General features: G+C 71.6%; 14 protein-coding genes and 1 pseudogene. 4 read left to right on the top strand and 11 right to left on the bottom strand.

Features of this window, described 5'->3' with window-relative positions:
- Positions 1 to 45: 45 nt before the first annotated feature.
- Together AB5J49_RS15925 and AB5J49_RS15930 are read right to left on the bottom strand one after the other, a co-directional pair.
- On the bottom strand, positions 46 to 3,258 hold the full coding sequence (locus tag AB5J49_RS15925) for a S41 family peptidase (RefSeq protein ID WP_369169297.1): 3,213 nt from the start codon (positions 3,256 to 3,258) through the stop codon (positions 46 to 48).
- A 74-nt stretch (positions 3,259 to 3,332) separates the two neighbouring features.
- On the bottom strand, positions 3,333 to 3,845 hold the full coding sequence (locus AB5J49_RS15930; protein ID WP_369175148.1) for a hypothetical protein: 513 nt from the start codon (positions 3,843 to 3,845) through the stop codon (positions 3,333 to 3,335).
- Positions 3,846 to 4,062: 217 nt separating this feature from the next.
- Between AB5J49_RS15930 and AB5J49_RS15935 the strand changes: the two genes are divergently transcribed.
- On the top strand, positions 4,063 to 4,467 hold the full coding sequence (locus AB5J49_RS15935) for a hypothetical protein (protein ID WP_369169298.1): 405 nt from the start codon (positions 4,063 to 4,065) through the stop codon (positions 4,465 to 4,467).
- Here AB5J49_RS15935 and AB5J49_RS15940 read toward each other — a convergent pair.
- From AB5J49_RS15940 to hrcA, 5 genes are all read right to left on the bottom strand, one after another.
- On the bottom strand, positions 4,409 to 4,801 hold the full coding sequence (locus tag AB5J49_RS15940) for a VOC family protein (protein ID WP_369169299.1): 393 nt from the start codon (positions 4,799 to 4,801) through the stop codon (positions 4,409 to 4,411). The genes AB5J49_RS15935 and AB5J49_RS15940 overlap by 59 nt on opposite strands.
- Before the next feature lie 19 nt (positions 4,802 to 4,820).
- On the bottom strand, positions 4,821 to 5,576 hold the full coding sequence (locus AB5J49_RS15945) for a 16S rRNA (uracil(1498)-N(3))-methyltransferase (protein ID WP_369169300.1): 756 nt from the start codon (positions 5,574 to 5,576) through the stop codon (positions 4,821 to 4,823).
- Positions 5,573 to 6,658, bottom strand: coding sequence for a nitronate monooxygenase (locus AB5J49_RS15950; RefSeq protein WP_369169301.1), 1,086 nt, complete (start codon positions 6,656 to 6,658; stop codon positions 5,573 to 5,575). The genes AB5J49_RS15945 and AB5J49_RS15950 overlap by 4 nt, the downstream gene beginning before the upstream one ends.
- 79 nt (positions 6,659 to 6,737) lie before the next feature.
- A complete protein-coding gene (gene dnaJ, locus AB5J49_RS15955; protein WP_369169302.1) occupies positions 6,738 to 7,874 on the bottom strand; it encodes a molecular chaperone DnaJ in 1,137 nt (378 codons plus the stop codon).
- Positions 7,875 to 8,891: a heat-inducible transcriptional repressor HrcA gene (gene hrcA / locus AB5J49_RS15960; protein ID WP_369169303.1), complete on the bottom strand. Its 1,017-nt coding sequence runs from the start codon at positions 8,889 to 8,891 to the stop codon at positions 7,875 to 7,877.
- 163 nt (positions 8,892 to 9,054) lie between these two features.
- Between hrcA and AB5J49_RS15965 the strand changes: the two genes are divergently transcribed.
- Both AB5J49_RS15965 and AB5J49_RS15970 read left to right on the top strand, forming a co-directional pair.
- Positions 9,055 to 9,789, top strand: a complete 735-nt coding sequence (locus tag AB5J49_RS15965) for an MBL fold metallo-hydrolase (protein WP_369169304.1) — start codon at positions 9,055 to 9,057, stop codon at positions 9,787 to 9,789.
- A gap of 43 nt (positions 9,790 to 9,832) precedes the next feature.
- Positions 9,833 to 10,648 carry a DUF3097 domain-containing protein gene (locus AB5J49_RS15970; RefSeq protein WP_369169305.1) on the top strand — a complete coding sequence of 272 codons (816 nt, stop codon included), beginning with the start codon at positions 9,833 to 9,835 and terminating at the stop codon, positions 10,646 to 10,648.
- Here AB5J49_RS15970 and AB5J49_RS15975 read toward each other — a convergent pair.
- From AB5J49_RS15975 to AB5J49_RS15990, 4 genes and pseudogenes are all read right to left on the bottom strand, one after another.
- Positions 10,626 to 10,799 carry a hypothetical protein gene (locus tag AB5J49_RS15975; RefSeq protein ID WP_369169306.1) on the bottom strand — a complete coding sequence of 58 codons (174 nt, stop codon included), beginning with the start codon at positions 10,797 to 10,799 and terminating at the stop codon, positions 10,626 to 10,628. The genes AB5J49_RS15970 and AB5J49_RS15975 overlap by 23 nt on opposite strands.
- A 47-nt stretch (positions 10,800 to 10,846) precedes the next feature.
- Positions 10,847 to 11,269, bottom strand: a pseudogene (locus tag AB5J49_RS15980) (coproporphyrinogen III oxidase); the annotation flags it as partial.
- A gap of 9 nt (positions 11,270 to 11,278) precedes the next feature.
- A complete protein-coding gene (gene hemW / locus AB5J49_RS15985) occupies positions 11,279 to 12,511 on the bottom strand; it encodes a radical SAM family heme chaperone HemW (RefSeq protein ID WP_369169307.1) in 1,233 nt (410 codons plus the stop codon).
- Between the two features lie 27 nt (positions 12,512 to 12,538).
- A complete protein-coding gene (locus tag AB5J49_RS15990) occupies positions 12,539 to 14,479 on the bottom strand; it encodes a SpoIIE family protein phosphatase (protein ID WP_369169308.1) in 1,941 nt (646 codons plus the stop codon).
- A gap of 102 nt (positions 14,480 to 14,581) precedes the next feature.
- On the opposite strand from AB5J49_RS15990, the gene AB5J49_RS15995 reads away from it, so the two are divergent.
- Positions 14,582 to 18,790 (top strand): HAMP domain-containing protein, encoded by a 4,209-nt coding sequence (locus AB5J49_RS15995; RefSeq protein ID WP_369169309.1) that lies wholly within the window; start codon positions 14,582 to 14,584, stop codon positions 18,788 to 18,790.
- Positions 18,791 to 18,800 lie beyond the last annotated feature (10 nt).

An 18,800-nucleotide genomic window follows, 5' to 3' on the forward strand; every position in this document is an offset into this window, starting at 1 on the left:
TCGCGCCCACGCGGCGGAGCCGCACATCGATACGGCCCCGCGCCCCTAAGAGGTGGGCAAACTGGGCGGCGTCTTCGCCGGTCGCTCCTCCAGGCCCTCCAGGGCGATGCGGATCGCCTCGTCCAGTTGGGTGTCGTGGCCCGCCACCCAGTCCTGTGGGCGTTGCACCACCTCCACGTCCGGGTCGACGCCGTGGTTCTCCACGTCCCAGCCGTAGCCGTCCAGCCAGATGGCGTACTTCGGCTGGGTGATCAGGGTGCCGTCGACCAGGTGGTAGCGGCTGTCGATGCCGATCACGCCGCCCCAGGTCCGCGTTCCCACCACGGGGCCGAGGCCCAGCGCCTTGATCGCCGCGTTGACGATGTCCCCGTCCGATCCGGAGAACTCGTTCGCCACCGCCACCACGGGGCCGCGCGGTGCGTCCACCGGGTAGCTGTACGGCCGCATCCCGCGCGGCACCTCCCAGCCGACGATCCGGCGTGCCAGCTTCTCCACGACCAGTTGCGAGGTGTGCCCGCCGCCGTTCTCCCGGACGTCCACGACGAGGCCCTCCCGGGCCACCTCGACGCGCAGGTCGCGGTGGATCTGGGCCCAGCCCGGCGCCTGCATGTCGGGCACGTGGAGGTAGCCGAGCCGACCGCCGGACTTCTCGTGGACGTAGGCCCGCCGGTCCGCCACCCACGCGTGGTACCGCAGGGGCTCCTCGTCGGCGATCGGGACCACGACCGCGTGCCGTACGTCCCCGCCCCCGGCCGGTGAGATCGTCAGCTCCACCGCCTTGCCCGCCGTACCGACGAGCAACGGCCCGGGCCCGGTCACCGGTTCCACCGGCACCCCGGCCACCGCCACGATCGCGTCCCCGGCCCGCACCGCGACCCCGGGCGCGGCCAGCGGCGCCCGCGCGTCGGGGTCGGAGGTCTCGGACGGCAGGATGCGGTCGATACGCCAACTGCCGTCCGGATGGCGGGAGATGTCGGCGCCGAGCAGACCCTGCCGGGCGCCGCCGCCGTAGCCGCCGCGCGCCGCGACGTACGCGTGCGAGGTGCCGAGCTCGCCCTGCACCTCCCACAGCAGGTCCATCAGGTCGTCATGGGTGGCCACCCGGTCGACGAGCGGGCGGTAGCGGTCCAGCACCCCGGACCAGTCCACCCCGTTCATGTCCGGCCGCCAGAAGTGGTCCCGCATGATGCGGCCGGTCTCCTCGAACATCTGCCACCACTCCGCCGCCGGATCGACCCTCTGCCGTACCCGCGTCAGGTCCACGGTGATGTTCGAGTCGCTGTCGTCGTCGCCGGAGGCCCGCCGGTCGCTCGGGACGACCTTGAGCCGGCCGTCGGTCCACAGCAGCAGCCGCTTGCCGTCGCCGCTGACCTCGAAGTGGTCGGCGTCGTCGGCGAGATGCTCCAGGCGCCGCTGGAGCAGGTCGTAGCGCTCCATCTCGGTCTTGGGCTCGGGGTCGTCGGGCGTGGCCCGGGAGGCGCCGAGCGCGCCCTGCACGGGATGCCGTAGCCACAGCACGCCGTCCTTCGCGGCCCGCAGGTTGGTGTAGCGGGCGGCCTCGACCGGGAACGGCACGATCCGGTCGGCGAGCCCTTCGAGGTCGATCCGCGTGGCCGGGGTGCCCTCGCTGTCGGGGGTCTCGTCCTTGTCGGGCGCGTCGAAGGGGCGGCCGTGCCGTTGCGGGCCGAAGGGGGACGGGGTCGTCGCCGCCAGGGTGATCAGGTGAGGGCGGGAACCGACCACGAAGGCGAGGTCGAAGACGTGCTCGTCGTAGACCGGGTCAAAGGCCCGCGTCGACAGGAACACCAGGTGCTTGCCGTCCTGCGTGAACGCCGGCGCGTAGTCCTGGAAGCGCAGCGGGGTCGCCTCCGACACCGACAGGTCGGTGGTGTTGGCGAGCTTGAGCTGGCTCAGCGGGCGCGGGCCGGGGTGCGACCAGGCGAGCCAGGCCGAGTCGGGCGAGAAGACCAGCCCGGACACGTCCCCGTCCTCGCTGCGGTCGACCTCGCGGACCTCGCCGGTCTCCCGCTCGACGAGCAGCAGCCGCCCGTCGTGCGCGGCGACCGCCGCCCGGCTCCCGTCGGGCGCCATGGCGAGCTCCAGGACCCGGCCCAGCTGCCCGGCGCCGAGCCTGCGCGGCGTGGCACCCGGAGCGAGCCCGGTCGCGGGCGCGAACTCCAGCGCGTCGTCGCCCTCCGCGTCCGTGACCCACACCACCCACTCCTCGCCCTCCGCCCGGAAGGTGCGCGGCAGCCGGGCCCGTACGCCGGGCTCGGCGGCGAGCGCGCGGGCGGGACCGGAACGGTGGGTGACCCAGTGCACGGCGCCCCGCACGGCGACCGCGCTGCCACGCGCGGTGTGGTCGGGCGCCGCCTCCCCGAACGAGCGGGCGGCGTTCAGCGGGTACGGCTGCCGGTCGGTCCGCTGCCCGCCGAGCCGGATGTCGAGCGGGCGCGGCTCGGCCCCGTCGAGGTCGTCCAGGAGCCACAGTTGCCCGGCACAGGCGTAGACGACACGGGCGCCGTCGCCCGCCGCGTGCCGGGCGTAGAAACCGTCGAGGGGCGTGTGGCGGCGCAGATCGGCCCCGTCGGCGAGGGACGAGTACACGGCCCCCACCCCCTCGTGGTCGGAGAGGAACGCGATCCGATCCCCCACCCACACGGGGTACTCGATGTTCCCGTCCAGCTCTTCATGCAGCCGTACGAAGTCCCCGTCGCCCGCACGGTCGATCCACAACTTGCCCGCCGTACCGCCCCGGTAGCGCTTCCACCGCGCCGCCTCCAGACCCATGGGAGCCGAGGCGAGCACCAGGTGGGGCCCGTGGACGACGTCGGCGACGGGGCCGTACGGGAGCGTGGTGGCCGGTCCGCCGTCCAGCGGGACCGTGTGGGCCCAGGTGCGGCGGCTGCCCCCCTGACCCTGGGTGCTGATCGCGAGGACCTCACCGTGCGGGGTCCAGCCGCGTACCCGGGTCTGCCGGCTGCCCCAGTGGGTGAGGCGCTTCGAGGGGCCGCCGTCGACCGGGGCGATGTGCACCTCGGGGGCGCCGTCGCGGGTGGAGGTCCAGGCGACGGTCCTACCGTCGGGCGAGATGCGCGGCAGGCTGACCGGCACGTTGTCGGCGCTGACCCGCCAGGCCCGGCCGCCGTCGAGAGGAGCGAGCCATACGTCGTCCTCGGCGGTGAAGGCGACCAGGTCGCCGTGCAGATGCGGATACCGGAGATACGAAGACGATCCAGGCGTCGCGGACTGAGTCACCCGATCACCATAAGCAGGGGCGGCGTCCGGGGACAGACCTTTGGATCACTTGTCCAATGCCCGCCCGGATGCGGTCACTTGCCCTCCGGCCAGCAGTTCGGGTGCTCCTTGCAGTAGACGGTCCTGGTGACGGTCACCGTGACCGTGGGCCCCGGCTGCTGTCCGTTGCCGGGCGGGTTGACGGGCGAGGGCGTGGCATCGCAGTTGCCCAGCCCGTTCACGTGGAACCACTCCTTGCCGCCGACCTTGGCGACGAGGTCGCCGCGCACACAGGAACCGCTGACGGCCCGGGTGATCCTGCCGGTGACGGTGATGTCCTTGCCGTCCTTGGTCTCGCCCTCGCAGTCGACCTTGACCACGGTGTTCTCGCTCGCCGTCGGTGCGGCGGACCTGCCGTTGCCCTTGCCGTCGCCGTTGTCGTACGACCCCGTGCAGTTGAGCCACTGCACGTCGGCCTTCTGCCGCTCCAGCTCCGCGGTCACCGTCTGGTCGGTCGTGAACGCCACGGTCGCGCTGCTCAGCCCGCCCGGATCACAGGCGACCAGCCCGCCGACGGCGACCACGGCGAGACCCGCCACGCCTGCCACCCGCGCCACATGCGTGCGCTCCGCGCGACCGGCACTACCGGCACGACCCCAAACCCTCCTGAACGCCCCCATGGAGGGCAGCCTGCCACTGTCCCCGCGGACGCGGTAGGGCACATACGGCCACTCCTTGCTCGCGCACGTCACAATCTGGGGGGCGACCAACTGACCGGCGCAAAACCCGGAGACCAGGCGGTGCCCGGCGCCGTAGCGTGGCCGGATGGGCAACGACCGCCGGCTGCGCAGGCTCGTCGTGGACGAGCGGACGACGTATCTCTGGAGCGTGCGGCACCAGCACGGGGACGGTGAGGGTGAGGGTGACGTGCACCGCGACGTCCTCCACCTGACCCTGGACGGTGTGCGTACCCGGATCGTCTTCCGGGAGGGCGAGGGCCGGGCCGTCTCCTACGGCCATGCGTACGTCGGATGCGTGGCGACCGGCCCCGGGAAGCTGCTCAACCTGCGCGAACCCGGTGTCGTACGCGCTCTCGTCGACGAGGCGACGGCCCGCGGACTTCTGCCGGGGGCCGCGGAGCTGGACGGCTGGGAGCTGTTCGACGCCGTCCTCAGCCGCGCAGCAGCAGCCACTCCTGCAGCTCCACCAGGTTCCCCTCCGGGTCCTTGAGGTGGGCGACGCGCATGCGGTCGGTCATCGGGGCGGGGCCGTGCAGGAGGGTCGCGCCGCGTGAGGTGATCCGCTCGCAACAGGCGTCCAGGTCGTCGACCCGCAGCACCACCAGGGAGCGGTGCCCTTCGGCGGCGTCACCCAGTTCGCCCAGGACCTCGGCCATCATCGCCCGGTCCTGAAGGGCGATGCCCGCCGCGCCGACGGCGGGGCTGAACTTCTCGTACGGCCCGTTCGTCGCGCCCGACTGCGGCTTGAGGCCGAGGACGTCGGCGTAGAAGCGGTAACAGGCGGCGAAGTCGCTGACCAGCAGCCGCACTTGGGCGAGTTCCACGGCGAACGTCCTCCGGGTGTCAGGACCGGGACCAGCGGCCGGTGCGGCCGAGGAGCAGTGCCGTCGCCGCGGTTCCGGCGGTGGAGGTGCGCAGGACGGTACGGCCCAGACGGTACGCCTTGGCACCCGCCTCCTCGAAGAGGGCCAACTCCTCGGGGGACACGCCGCCTTCGGGGCCGACGACGAGCACGATCTCGCCCTCGGCGGGCAGTTCGGCCGTCGCGAGCGGCTCGCTGCCGTAGCCGCGTTCCTCGTGCAGTACGGCGGCGAAGTCGGCCTCGGCGAGAAGTGCCGCGACCTGCTTGGTCGTGGCCGCGTCCGCGACCTGGGGGAAGCGCACCCGGCGCGACTGCTTGCCGGCCTCGCGGGCGGTGGCCCGCCACTTGCCGAGGGCCTTCGCGCCCCGCTCGCCCTTCCACTGCGTGATGCACCGGGCGGCCGCCCAGGGCACGATCGCGTCGACGCCGGTCTCGGTCATGGTCTCGACGGCCAGCTCACCGCGGTCACCCTTGGGAAGGGCCTGGACGACGGTGATACGGGGCTGCTCCGCAGGCTCCTCGGCCACCGCACCCAGCTGCAGAACCAGCCGGTCCTTGCCCTCGGTGTCGATCACCTCGCAGTCGGCCCAGCGGCCCTCGCCGTCCGTGAGGACGACGGCCTCCCCCGCCCGCAGCCGCTTGACGGAGACGGCATGCCGCCCCTCGGGCCCGTCGAGGACGTACCGCTGCCCACCGCCGGCCGGGAGGTGCTCGACCACGAACACGGGAGCGGTCATGCGCCCGCACCGCCCCTGCGCAGAGCCGACAACGCTGTCGTCGCCGCGTCCAGCTCGGCGGCCAGCACCTCCACCAGCTGCCCGGCGGGCAGTTCACGCGCCATCCGGTGCCCCTGCCCGGCCCACAGCGCCATGGCCTGCGCGTCGCCGGACGCGGCGGCCTTCTTGCGCAGGGGCGAGGTGAGGTGGTGGACCTCGGGATAGGCGGCGGGGGCGTACGGCCCGTGCTCGCGCAGGAAACGGTTGACGAGGCCGCGGGCGGGGCGCCCGGAGAAGGCGCGCGTCAACTCGGTCCGTACGAACAGGGGGTTGGTCAGGGCCTGCTTGTGCAGGGCGTTGGCGCCGGACTCCGGGGTGGCCAGGAAGGCGGTCCCGAGCTGGGCGGCGCCGGCGCCGGCGGCGAGTACGGCGGCGATCTGGCTGCCGCGCATGATGCCGCCGGCGGCGACGATGGGCAGGTTCACGGCCTCACGGACCTGGGCGACGAGCGACAGCAGCCCGATGCCGGTGCCGTCGGTCTCGGGGTTGTCGCGATGGGTGCCCTGGTGGCCGCCGGCCTCGACCCCCTGCACGATCACGGCGTCGGCACCGGCCCGCTGCACGGCGAGGGCCTCGTCCGGGGTGGTGGCGGTGACGAGAGTGAAGGTTCCGGCACGCCGCAACGACTCCAGCACCTCGCTGCTGGGCGCGCCGAAGTGGAAGGAGACGACGGGCACGGGGTTGTCGAGCAGCACGGCGAGCTTGGCGTCGTACCCGTCGTCCCGCCCGCTGTCCGGGTCCCCCAGCTCGATCTCGTACCAGGCGGCCTCGCCGGCGAGCTGGTGGGCGTAGACCTCCACGGCCGCGGCGTCGGCATACTCCGGCTGCGGCATGAACAGATTGACCCCGAAGGGACGCCCCGTCAGCCCCCGCAGCTGCTTGATCTCCTGGTACATCCCGTCGGCGGTTTTGTACCCGGCGGCGAGAAAGCCCAGCCCACCGGCCTCGGACACGGCAGCGGCGAGCTGCGGCACGGAGACGCCGCCCGCCATGGGGGCCTGCACGATCGGAAGCGGGAAAAGATCGGTCAGCGCGGAGGACATGACGGCATGTTGTCACGTCCTCCGAACAAGTCCGAATCGACCCTTCCCCTTGGCATAGGCCAACACTTTCCCCGGGGGGTCAGCGCCCGTTGAAGGCATCCTTCAACCGCGAGAACAGACCTTGCTGCCCAGGCTGGAACTGCCCCTGCGGCCGCTCCTCGCCCCGCAGCTTGGCCAGCTCGCGCAGCAGGCGTTCCTGCTCGGGGTCCAGCTTGGTCGGTGTGGTGACCTCGACGTGCACGATGAGGTCGCCGCGGCCGCCGCCGCGCAGATGTGTGACACCCCGACCGTGCAGCGGGATCGACTGGCCGGACTGGGTGCCGGGCCGGATGTCGACCTCCTCCATGCCGTCCAGCGTCTCCAGCGGCACCTTCGTGCCGAGGGACGCCGCCGTCATCGGGATCGTCACCGTGCAGTGCAGGTCGTCGCCGCGCCGCTGGAAGGTCTGGTGCGGGAGTTCGTGGATCTCGACGTAGAGGTCACCGGCGGGACCGCCGCCCGGCCCGACCTCGCCCTCACCGGCGAGCTGGATCCGCGTGCCGTTGTCCACACCGGCCGGGATCTTGACGGTCAGGGTCCGACGGGACCGTACCCGCCCGTCGCCCGCGCACTCCGGGCACGGCGTCGGGACGACGGTGCCGAAGCCCTGGCACTGCGGGCAGGGCCGGGACGTCATGACCTGGCCCAGGAAGGACCGGGTCACCTGCGACACCTCACCGCGGCCGCGGCACATGTCACACGTCTGGGCGGAAGTGCCGGGGGCGGCCCCCTCACCGTTACAGGTGTTGCAGACGACGGCCGTGTCGACCTGGATGTCCTTCGTCGTACCGAAGGCCGCCTCGTCGAGCTCGATCTCGAGGCGGATCATCGCGTCCTGGCCCCGGCGCGTGCGCGAGCGCGGCCCGCGCTGCGACGCCGTACCGAAGAACGCGTCCATGATGTCCGAGAAGTTCCCGAAGCCGCCCGCGCCGAAGCCGCCGGCTCCCCCGCCGCCCGCCTGGGACAGCGGGTCGCCGCCGAGGTCGTAGACCTGCTTCTTCTGCGGGTCCGACAACACCTCGTAAGCGGCGTTGATCTCCTTGAACCGCTCCTGGGTCTTCGGATCCGGATTGACGTCCGGGTGCAGCTCGCGCGCGAGCCGCCGGAAGGCCTTCTTGATCTCTTCCTGCGACGCGTCGCGACGCACGCCGAGAACGGCGTAGTAGTCCGTGGCCACTTACGACTCCGCCAGGATCTGTCCGACGTACCGTGCCACTGCGCGTACCGCTCCCATCGTTCCCGGGTAATCCATGCGGGTCGGTCCGACCACGCCGAGCTTGGCTACTGCCTCACCGCCCGAACCGTAGCCGACCGACACGACAGACGTGGAGTTGAGTCCCTCATAGGCGTTCTCGTGCCCGATGCGCACGGTCATGCCCGAATCCCCCGCCTCGCCAAGGAGTTTGAGGAGCACCACGTGCTCCTCCAGGGCCTCCAGGACGGGCCGGATGGTGAGGGGGAAGTCATGTCCGAAGCGGGTGAGATTGGCGGTGCCGCCGATCATCAGCCGCTCTTCGTTCTCCTCGACGAGCGTCTCCAGGAGGGTGGAGAGCACAGCCGAGACAGTGCCGCGGTCCTCGATGTCGAAGGCCTCGGCGAGGTCCTCGACGAGCGTCGGCACATCGGTGAAGCGCCGCCCCGCGACCCTGCTGTTGAGCCGCGCGCGTAGATCCGCGAGCGACGCCTCACCGAAGGGTGCGGGACAGTCGATCATCCGCTGCTCGACCCGTCCGGTGTCCGTGATCAGCACGAGCATCACGCGCGCGGGTGCGAGCGAGAGCAGCTCGACGTGCCGGACGGTGGACCGGGTCAGCGACGGGTACTGCACGACGGCGACCTGCCGGGTGAGCTGCGCGAGCAGCCGTACGGTGCGCGCCACGACGTCGTCGAGGTCTACGGCGCCCTCGAGGAAGTTCTGGATCGCGCGCCGCTCCGGCGGGCTCATCGGCTTGACGCCGGCGAGCTTGTCGACGAACAGCCGGTAGCCCTTGTCGGTCGGGATCCGCCCCGCGCTGGTGTGCGGCTGGGCGATGTAGCCCTCGTCCTCCAGGGCCGCCATGTCGTTGCGAACGGTCGCCGGGGAGACGCCGAGGTTGTGCCGCTCGGTGAGCGCCTTGGAGCCCACCGGCTCCTCGGTCCCGACATAGTCCTGGACGATGGCGCGCAGCACCTGAAGCCTGCGTTCACTCAGCATCCCGCGCACACCTCCAGTTTCGTCCCCTTGGCGCTTTACCTGGCACTCTGTCCGTCCGAGTGCCAGCCGTCCCCGGCCCAGTGTACGGCGGTGGGGTACGCCCCGGGCAAGGCCGGTCCAGCACCACCGTGCCCGACGGTGGTGTCTTGGTTAGCGTCGCCGTATGACGGTGACTTGGGAAGAGCTCGGGTGGGAGCGGCTGGCGGCCGGGGTGGGGCGGTGCCGGCTTCCGGGCTGGGACTGCACTGCGGGGCTGGTCGTCGGGGAGGGCGGCGCGCTGATCGTCGACGCCGGGTCGAGCCTCGCGGAAGGCGTGCGGCTGCGTACGCAGGCACAGTGGCTCGCGGGTCACCGTGTGACTCATCTCGCGCTGACGCATCCCCACTTCGACCATGTCTTCGGGGCGGCGGCGTTCGCGGGCGCGCAGGTGTACGGGGCGGTGGGCCTGGACACGGTGTTCGCGCACGAGCGGGCGGAACTGCGCGCGGACGCCGTACGCAACGGCCTGGACCAGGACGCGGCGGACGAGGCGATCGACGCCCTGGTCCGCCCGCACCACCAGGTGAGCGGCGAGTGGACCCTCGACCTGGACGGCGCCCGCCAGGTCCTCCTGGCGAACGTGGGCCCTGCCCACACGGCTCATGACCTGGTCGTGCTCGTGCCGGGCGGGCCCGGCTCTCCCGAGGTGGTCTTCTGCGGCGACCTGGTGGAGGAGTCCGGCGAACCCCAGGCCGGCCCCGACGCCGTACCGTCGCACTGGCCGGCGGCCCTGGACCGGCTGCTGGACCTGGGCGGTGAGGACGCGCTGTACGTGCCCGGTCACGGAGCGGTGGTGGACGCGGAGTTCGTGCGCCGCCAGCGCGACACCTTGGCGGCCCGCTTCGGCGTGTCGCGATGATTCCGCGGGACGCACGAGTCGCGCTTCTCCTATCGTCATCCGAATGCGCCAGTACTCGCCGGACCTGACCCCGCCCTGGAAGAAGCCGAAGCCCGTCCCCGAGGTCCCGGCGGACCCGGGCCTGGTGGTGGAGGAGCCGGGCACGGGTTTCTGCGGCGCGGTGATCCGCTGCGAGGCGGGCACGGTGACCCTGGAGGACCGCTTCGGCAAGCACCGGGTGTTCCCGCTGGAACCGCGGGGGTTCCTGCTGGAGGGCAAGGCGGTCACCCTCGTGCGGCCGTCGTCCGCCGCTCCGGTACGTCCCACCCGGACGGCATCCGGTTCGGTCGCCGTCCCGCAGGCACGCGCGCGCGTGGCCCGCGCCGGCCGTATCTATGTCGAGGGCCGGCACGACGCCGAGCTGGTCGAGAAGGTGTGGGGCGACGACCTGCGCGTCGAGGGCGTGGTGGTGGAGTACCTGGAGGGCGTCGACGACCTGCCGTCGATCGTGGCCGATTTCGCGCCGGGTCCGGACGCCCGCCTGGGGGTCCTGGTGGACCACCTGGTGCCGGGCTCGAAGGAGTGGCGCATCGCCGAGTCGGTGACGAGTGAGCACGCGCTGGTCGTGGGCCACCCGTACATCGACATCTGGGAGGCGGTGAAGCCGTCGTCGCTGGGGATTCCGGGGTGGCCGAAGGTGCCGCGCGGGCAGGACTGGAAGACGGGGGTGTGCCGGGCGCTGGGGTGGCCGTCGGAGAACACCGGAGCGGTGTGGCAGGCGATTCTGGGGCGGGTGGGGTCTTACAAGGACCTGGAGCCGGAGTTGCTGGGGCGGGTGGAGGAGTTGATCGACTTCGTTACGTCCAGCGGTGAGGCTTGATGTCGCTGTAGGCACCGAATTCGGTCATGCTCAGTTCGATGCCGAGGTGCTCCATCGGGACGGGGTAGCCGAATGCGCTCGTCCTCCGCACCTGGTAGTCGGCTTCCTCTCCGTCGCCCTTCGGCTCGGTGAGCAGAACGCACTGCGCCATGATCGGATCGGAACGCTCCTCCCCCAGTGATTCACCCGCCGGAGTGATCAGTCCACCAAGTCCCTGACCACCGCATCCGCCAGCAACCGCCCCCGCAACGTCAGCACCGCACGCCCCTCCGCATACGGCCCCTCCTGCAGCAGCCCCTCCCCCAGCGCCCGCCGAGAAGCCGCAAGCCCCTCCTCCCGCAGCAGCTCCAGCGGCACCCCCTCCCGAAGCCGCAGCTCCAGGAGGATCCGCTCCACCCTGCGGTCCTCCTCCGACAGGAGCTCGCGCCCGGCCCCCGGCGACCGTCCCGCCGCCAGCGCAGCCGCGTATGCCCCCGGATGCTTCACGTTCCACCAGCGCACCCCGCCCACGTGCGAGTGCGCCCCCGGCCCGGCGCCCCACCAGTCCGCGCCCCGCCAGTACAGCTCGTTGTGCAGGCAGCGGCCCGCTTCCGAGGTCGCCCAGTTCGAGACCTCGTACCACCGGAGTGATCAGTCCACCAAGTCCCTGACCACCGCATCCGCCAGCAACCGCCCCCGCAACGTCAGCACCGCACGCCCCTCCGCATACGGCCCCTCCTGCAGCAGCCCCTCCCCCAGCGCCCGCCGAGAAGCCGCAAGCCCCTCCTCCCGCAGCAGCTCCAGCGGCACCCCCTCCCGAAGCCGCAGCTCCAGGAGGATCCGCTCCACCCTGCGGTCCTCCTCCGACAGGAGCTCGCGCCCGGCCCCCGGCGACCGTCCCGCCGCCAGCGCAGCCGCGTATGCCCCCGGATGCTTCACGTTCCACCAGCGCACCCCGCCCACGTGCGAGTGCGCCCCCGGCCCGGCGCCCCACCAGTCCGCGCCCCGCCAGTACAGCTCGTTGTGCAGGCAGCGGCCCGCTTCCGAGGTCGCCCAGTTCGAGACCTCGTACCAGTCGAAACCGGCCGCCGTGAGCGTCTCCTCGGCGATCAGGTAACGGTCCGCGTGCACGTCGTCGTCCGTCATCGGCACCTCGCCGCGACGGATACGCCGGGCCAGCTGCGTGCCTTCCTCGACGATCAGGGCGTACGCCGACACATGGTCCGGCCCGGCGCCGAGCGCAGCCTCCAGCGACGCCCGCCAGTCGTCGTCCGACTCACCCGGTGTTCCGTAGATCAGGTCCAGGTTCACGTGCTCGAAGCCCGCCGCGCGGGCCTCCGCGACGCAGGCCTCCGGACGCCCGGGTGTGTGGGTCCGGTCCAGCACCTTCAGCACATGCTGCCTCGCGCTCTGCATGCCGAAGGACAGCCGGTTGAAGCCGCCCTCCCGCAGCCTGGCCAGATACGCCGGGTCCACCGAGTCCGGGTTCGCCTCCGTGGTGATCTCCGCGTCCGGCGCGAGACCGAACTCGTCGCGGATCGCCCCCAGCATCCGTACGAGGTCGTCGGCGGCCAGCAGCGTGGGCGTACCGCCGCCGACGAAGACCGTGCGGACCTCGCGCGGGTCGTCGCCGAGGACCTTGCGGGCCAGGCGGACCTCGTCGATCAGCGTCTCGGCGTAGTTGTCGCGGGACGCCAGCACGCCGCCCGTGCCGCGCAGCTCGGTCGCCGTGTAGGTGTTGAAGTCGCAGTAGCCGCAGCGGGTCGCGCAGTACGGGACGTGCAGGTAGAAGCCGAGGGGGCGGTCGGCGGACCCGGCGAGCGCGGACGCGGGGAGCGCGCCGTCGTCGGGGACGGGCTCGCCGTCGGGGAGTGCGGAGGGCATGGGTTCTATTGTCCCGTACCCGGCCGGTTACTCGGCCTGCAGCACCAGCAGCGCCAGATCGTCCTCCGGCGGACGGCCGCTGAACTCGTGCACCAGCCTCCGGATGCGTTCCGCGATCAGCTGGGCGTTCAGGCCCGCGCACCCGGCGAGCGCGGTCGCGAGGCCGTCGCCGTCGTCGAACTGGCGGGAGCCGCTGCGCCGCTCCGTCACCCCGTCGGTCACGCACAGCAGGGTGTCGCCGGAGCGCAGCTCGAAGGTCTCGCTGGTGTACGTCGCGTCCTCGACGACCCCGAGGAGGGTCTGTGGGTGCGCGGCCGTGTGGACCTCGCCGCCGGCGCCCAACAGCAACGGCAGCGGGTGCCCGGCGGAGGCGAGGGTGCAGCGGACGCCGCCGTCGAAGGGGGTCAGCTCGCCGTACAGCAGGGACAGGAAGCGGGTCTGCGGGCCGTCGCCGGCCGGGACCGGGCCGACGAGGGCGCGGGCGGCGGCGTCGGCGGCCTCCGTGGCGTCGTCGAGGAGGAGCTGGTTGAGGCGGTCGAGGACGTCGGCGACGCGGTAGCCCTCGCGGGCCAGGAGCCGCAGCCAGGGCCGCGCGATGCCGATCACCACGGCCGCCTCGGGGCCCTTGCCCTGCACGTCGCCGATGGCGAAGCACCAGCGGCCGTCGCCGGCCGGGAACAGGTCGTAGAAGTCGCCGCTCGGGCCGCCCTTGTCGTACGGCTCGTACACCAGGGCGCTGACCACCCCGGGGATCTCCGCGACGGCGCCGGGCAGCAGTCCGCGCTGCAGGACCCGGCTGATGGTGGCCTGCCGGGCGTACTGGCGGGCCGCGCCGATGGCGAGGGCCACCCGGCGGCTGAGGTCCTCGACGAGCCCGGTGACCTCGTCGGGGAAGCACATGAGGTCGGCCCGCCCGATGACCAGCGTGCCCAGCGGGCGGCCGCCGGCGACCAGCCGGTACGCGAGCGCCGTGCCGCGCACCCCGCGCGCACCGAGCGCCTCACCAGGCCAGGGATAGGCGACGGGCCCGGTGCGGTGGCTGTCGCAGGAGGGCGGGGGCTCCTTCTCCAGGGCGCGCCGGAGTTCCTCGATGAGGTTCTCGGAGCCGTGCCAGACACGGGCGAGCCGGGGTCCGGTGCCCGCGACGACGTCCGCCGTCCAGCCTCCCCCGCCCTCGGTGTCACCGGATCGGGGGTATCCCCAGCGTCCGGCCATCTCGTCCTCCAGCCACACCGCGCACCAGTCCGCCAGCCGCGGCACGATCAGCTGGCCGGCGAGGGCGGCGACCAGGTTCTCGTCGAGCTGCCCGGCGAGCAGGTCGGAGGCCTCGGCGAGGAAGGACAGGGCGCCCCGGTTGAGCCAGTCCCGGTCCCGCTCGGCGCGCTGGGGCTCCGGGGCGAGGATCTCGGCGACGCGCAGCCCGCGCTCCAGCGCGCGTTCCTCGGCGTACGCCTCGGTGTCGTCCCTGGCCGCGATGGGGTCCTCGGCGGGCAGCCGCGCCCACACGATCTTGGCGCCGGTGCGATAGGTGACGCCCCAGGACTCGGCGAGCCGGGACACCAGCCGCAGGCCGCGCCCGTACTCCGGGGTCTCGTACGGCGCCTCGATCTCCGCGTCGCGCGGGGCGCGCGAGGGGTGGTGGTCCAGGACCTCGACGACGAGGGCGCCGGTGTCCTCCTCCAGCCGGCAGGTGAGCTCGACATCGGTACCGGCGTGCACGACCGCGTTGGTGACCAGTTCGCTGACGGCCACGACGGCGTCGTCGACGAGACGGTCGGTGAGGTGTTCGGTGCCGGGGAGACCGGAGGCGGCCCATTCGGTCAGGGCGTTGCGCACGAGGGTGCGGGCGGAGCCCGGGGAGAGGGGGCTGCCGGGGAGGGTGGTGCGGGTTTCGGAGCCTCCTCGCCCATGTGCAGGCACATCAGAGGCACGGGTAACGGTCTCCCGTTGCGCCGGAATGGCCCCCATGGACAGCTCCCCGAACGGTTCGGACGAATACGCCTCAGTCGACGCCGACAGAGTGACAGACTGGCCACGCCCATAAGCACCGAGTTACCGAAGTGGGCCGCCATGAGTGAGAACCGTGCTACGCGTGTGCTCGAAGACGGACAGAAAGACGGTCAAATTCGAGCATCGGAACTGCGCCCGCTGCTCGCCGCGATGACCGCGGCCCGCGACGGCGACTTCCGCAGGCTGCCGGAGGCCGGAGAGGGAGTGGTGGCCGAGCTGACGGCGGTCTTCAACCAGATCATGGACCGCAGCACCCACTTCAACCGTGAAGTGCAGCGGGTCAAGCGGGAGTTGGTGCGCCACGGCCGACTCGACGAGCGGCTCTCGGCTAGCCCGGGGCCGGGCGACTGGACGACCCGGGTCAACGACGTCAACCACGTGCTCGACGCCCTGGTGGCCCCGGCGGCGAACGCGACGCGCGTGCTCGACGCGGTGGCCGGCGGCGACCTCACCCAGCGCGTCGATCTGCACGACGGCAGCCGCCAGTTACGCGGTGACCTGCGCCGCCTGGGCCGGGCCGTGAACAAGATGGTCGACCAGCTCTCCCTGTTCACCGGCGAGGTCACCCGGGTGGCCCGCGAGGTCGGCACCGAGGGCCGGCTCGGCGGGCGGGCCAAGGTGCAGGGTCTGTCGGGCAGCTGGCGGGACGTGACCGAGGCGGTCAACACGATGGCGTCCCGGCTGACCGCCCAGGTGCGCGACATCGCCCTGGTGACCACGGCGGTGGCCCGCGGCGACCTGACCCGCACGGTCACCGTCGAGGCGACCGGCGAGCTGCTCGAACTGAAGCTGACCGTCAACACGATGGTGGACCAGCTCTCCGCCTTCGCCGACGAGGTGACGAGGGTCGCCCGCGAGGTGGGCACGGAAGGCCGGCTGGGCGGGCGGGCTCAGGTGCGGGGCGTCAGCGGCGTATGGAAGGACCTCACCGACAACGTCAACTTCATGGCGTCGAACCTGACCTCCCAGGTCCGCAACATCGCCCAGGTGACGACCGCCGTGGCCAACGGCGACCTGAGCCAGAAGATCACCGTCGACGCCCAGGGCGAGATCCTCGAACTCAAGTCGACCATCAACACGATGGTGGACCAGCTCTCCGCCTTCGCCGACGAGGTCACCCGCGTCGCCCGCGAGGTCGGCACCGAAGGCAACCTCGGCGGCCGGGCCCAGGTGCGCGGCGTGTCGGGCGTATGGAAGGACCTCACCGACAACGTCAACTTCATGGCGGACAACCTGACCTCCCAGGTCCGCAACATCGCCCTCGTGTCCACCGCCGTGGCCCAGGGCGACCTCGGCAAGAAGATCACGGTGGAGGCGAAGGGCGAGATCCTGGAGCTGAAGTCGACCATCAACACGATGGTGGACCAGCTCTCCGCCTTCGCCGACGAGGTCACCCGCGTCGCCCGCGAGGTCGGCACCGAAGGCAACCTCGGCGGTCAGGCCCAGGTGCGCGGCGTCTCGGGAGTCTGGAAAGACCTCACCGACAACGTCAACTTCATGGCGCTGAACCTCACTTCACAGGTACGGAACATCGCCCAGGTGACGACCGCCGTCGCCAACGGCGACCTCTCCAAGAAGATCACCGTCGACGCGCGCGGCGAGATCCTGGAGCTGAAGGACACCGTCAACACGATGGTGGAGCAGCTGCGCGCCTTCGCCGACGAGGTGACGAGGGTCGCCCGCGAGGTCGGCACCGACGGCCGGCTCGGCGGCCGCGCCCAGGTGCTGGGCGTCTCCGGCGTGTGGCGGGACCTGACGGACAACGTCAACTACATGGCGGACAACCTCACGTCCCAGGTCCGCAACATCGCCCAGGTCACCACCGCCGTCGCCAACGGCGACCTGTCCAAGAAGATCGACGTGGACGCGCGCGGGGAGATCCTGGAGCTGAAGACCGCCATCAACACGATGGTCGACACGCTCTCCTCCTTCTCCTCCGAGGTCACCCGCGTGGCCCGCGAGGTCGGCTCCGAGGGCCAACTCGGCGGCCAGGCAAGGGTCGAGGGCGTCTACGGCACCTGGAAGCGCCTGACGACGAACGTGAACGAGCTCGCGTCGAACCTGACCACCCAGGTCCGCGCGATCGCCGAGGTCGCCTCCGCGGTGGCCCAGGGCGATATGTCCCGCTCGATCACCGTGGAGACCCAGGGCGAGGTCGCCGAGCTGAAGGACAACATCAACCTGATGGTGGCCAACCTGCGCGAGACGACCCGCGCCAAGGACTGGCTGGAGTCCAACCTGACCCGCCTCGCCGCCCTGATGCAGGGCCACCGCGACCTGATGGAGGTCGCCGACCTGCTGCTGCGCGAGCTGACGCCGCTGGTGAACGCCCAGTACGGCGCGTTCTTCCTGGCCGACCCGGACGAGGAGAGCGCCGGGCTGCGCACCACCGTTCCCGCGAAGGGACTCGCGTTCATCGCCGGGTACGGCTCGGCCCAGGGCACGACCATCGAGACCGGCGGCCTCCCGGTGCACGGCCTGGTCCGGCAGGCGGCCCGCGAGAAGAAGCGGATCCTCGTCGAGGAGGCCCCGCCGGACTACATCAAGATCAACAGCGGGCTCGGCGAGGCGGCGCCCACCAGTGTCGTCATCATCCCGATCCTCTTCGAGGACAAGCTCCTCGGCGTGATCGAGCTGGCGTCCTTCTCCCGCTTCTCCGACGTGCACCTGGCGTTCTTCGACCAGTTCGTGAACACCATCGCCGTCGCGATCAACACGATCATCGCCAACTCCCGCACGGAGTCCCTGCTCGGCGAGTCCCAGCGCCTGGCCATGCAGCTCCAGGAACGCTCGGACGAACTCCAGATGCAGCAGGCGGAACTGCAGCGCTCGAACGCCGAACTGGAGGAGAAGGCAGCGCTTCTCGCGACGTCCTCGCAGTACAAGTCGGAGTTCCTGGCGAACATGTCGCACGAGCTGCGCACGCCTTTGAACTCGCTGCTGATCCTGGCGAGGTTGCTGTCGGACAACCCGGACGGCCACCTCTCCGAACAGGAGGGGCAGTTCGCGTCGACGATCCACCGCTCCGGCTCGGACCTCCTCCAGCTGATCAACGACATCCTGGACCTGTCGAAGATCGAGGCCGGCCGGATGGACGTACGCCCGAAGAAGCTGCCGCTCATCAAGCTGCTGGACTACGTCCACGCCACGTTCCGCCCGCTCACCCTGGACCGGGGGCTCGCCTTCGAGGTGGCGGTCGGCGAGGACGTGCCGCGCGAGATGTACTCGGACGAGCAGCGCCTCCAGCAGATCCTGCGCAACCTCCTGTCCAACGCGATCAAGTTCACCGCGTCGGGCCGGGTCGAGCTACGGGTGAACCGGGTGAAGGACCCCGAGCACCAATGGGGGTCCCCCCGCTCGAGCGAAGTCGAGAGTGGGGGAGTCCACGAGGGCGACGAGGTGATCGCGTTCGCGGTGTCCGACACCGGTATCGGCATCGCGCGGGAGAAGCTCCCGGTGATCTTCGAGGCGTTCCAGCAGGCCGACGGCACGACCAACCGCAAGTACGGCGGAACGGGCCTCGGCCTGTCCATCAGCCGGGAGATCGCGGGCCTGCTGGGCGGCCGTATCGTCGCCGAGAGCGAGCCCGGCAGGGGCTCCACGTTCACGCTGTACGTCCCGGTCATCAGCCCCGGCCACGCGGCGACCGGCCCAGTGCCCGAGGACCGTCCGCTGCCGGTGCCGGAGCAGCTGTCGACCGAGCGCTTCTCGAGCACCCACGACGCGGACGACTCCTGGCCGACGCCGACCAAGCTGGAGGCCTGGCAGACCGGCCGGGCGGGCCGGGTACTCCCCGGCCGGCGGGTGTTGATAGTGGACGATGACATCCGCAACGTCTTCGCGCTCACCCATGTCCTGGGCCGGGTCGGCATGCCGGTCCTGTACGCCGAGAACGGCCGCGAAGGCATCGAGACGCTGGAGCGGAACCCGGACGTCGAACTCGTCCTGATGGACATCATGATGCCGGAGATGGACGGCTACGAGACCATCTCCGCCATCCGCCGCACCCCGCGCTGGACGGACCTGCCCATCGTCGCGCTGACCGCGAAGGCCATGCCCGGAGACCGGGAGAAATCCATCGCGCGGGGCGCCAACGACTACGTAACGAAGCCGGTGGACGTGGATCAGCTCCTGACCGTCGTCTGCGACCTCCTGGACCCCGAGGGCGCGGAGCGGCGGGAGCCTGCCACGGAGCCGGACAACACCGCAGCGCCGGGACCGAGCACTTCCGACGAGGAAGAGGTCGTCCCGCCGACGATCACCGAATGAGGCCACTTCA

Origin of the sequence: Streptomyces sp. R28 (assembly GCF_041052385.1) — a bacterium.
GTDB lineage: Bacteria > Actinomycetota > Actinomycetes > Streptomycetales > Streptomycetaceae > Streptomyces.

Coding starts and splice junctions, on each gene's coding strand:
- hemW (WP_369169307.1), bottom strand. CDS start 12,511: ATGCCCTCCGCACTCCCCGACGGCGAGCCCGTCCCCGACGACGGCGCG.
- AB5J49_RS15965 (WP_369169304.1), top strand. CDS start 9,055: ATGACGGTGACTTGGGAAGAGCTCGGGTGGGAGCGGCTGGCGGCCGGG.
- AB5J49_RS15975 (WP_369169306.1), bottom strand. CDS start 10,799: ATGGCGCAGTGCGTTCTGCTCACCGAGCCGAAGGGCGACGGAGAGGAA.
- AB5J49_RS15990 (WP_369169308.1), bottom strand. CDS start 14,479: ATGGGGGCCATTCCGGCGCAACGGGAGACCGTTACCCGTGCCTCTGAT.
- AB5J49_RS15995 (WP_369169309.1), top strand. CDS start 14,582: ATGAGTGAGAACCGTGCTACGCGTGTGCTCGAAGACGGACAGAAAGAC.
- AB5J49_RS15945 (WP_369169300.1), bottom strand. CDS start 5,576: ATGACCGCTCCCGTGTTCGTGGTCGAGCACCTCCCGGCCGGCGGTGGG.
- AB5J49_RS15950 (WP_369169301.1), bottom strand. CDS start 6,658: ATGTCCTCCGCGCTGACCGATCTTTTCCCGCTTCCGATCGTGCAGGCC.
- hrcA (WP_369169303.1), bottom strand. CDS start 8,891: ATGCTGAGTGAACGCAGGCTTCAGGTGCTGCGCGCCATCGTCCAGGAC.
- AB5J49_RS15970 (WP_369169305.1), top strand. CDS start 9,833: ATGCGCCAGTACTCGCCGGACCTGACCCCGCCCTGGAAGAAGCCGAAG.
- AB5J49_RS15935 (WP_369169298.1), top strand. CDS start 4,063: ATGGGCAACGACCGCCGGCTGCGCAGGCTCGTCGTGGACGAGCGGACG.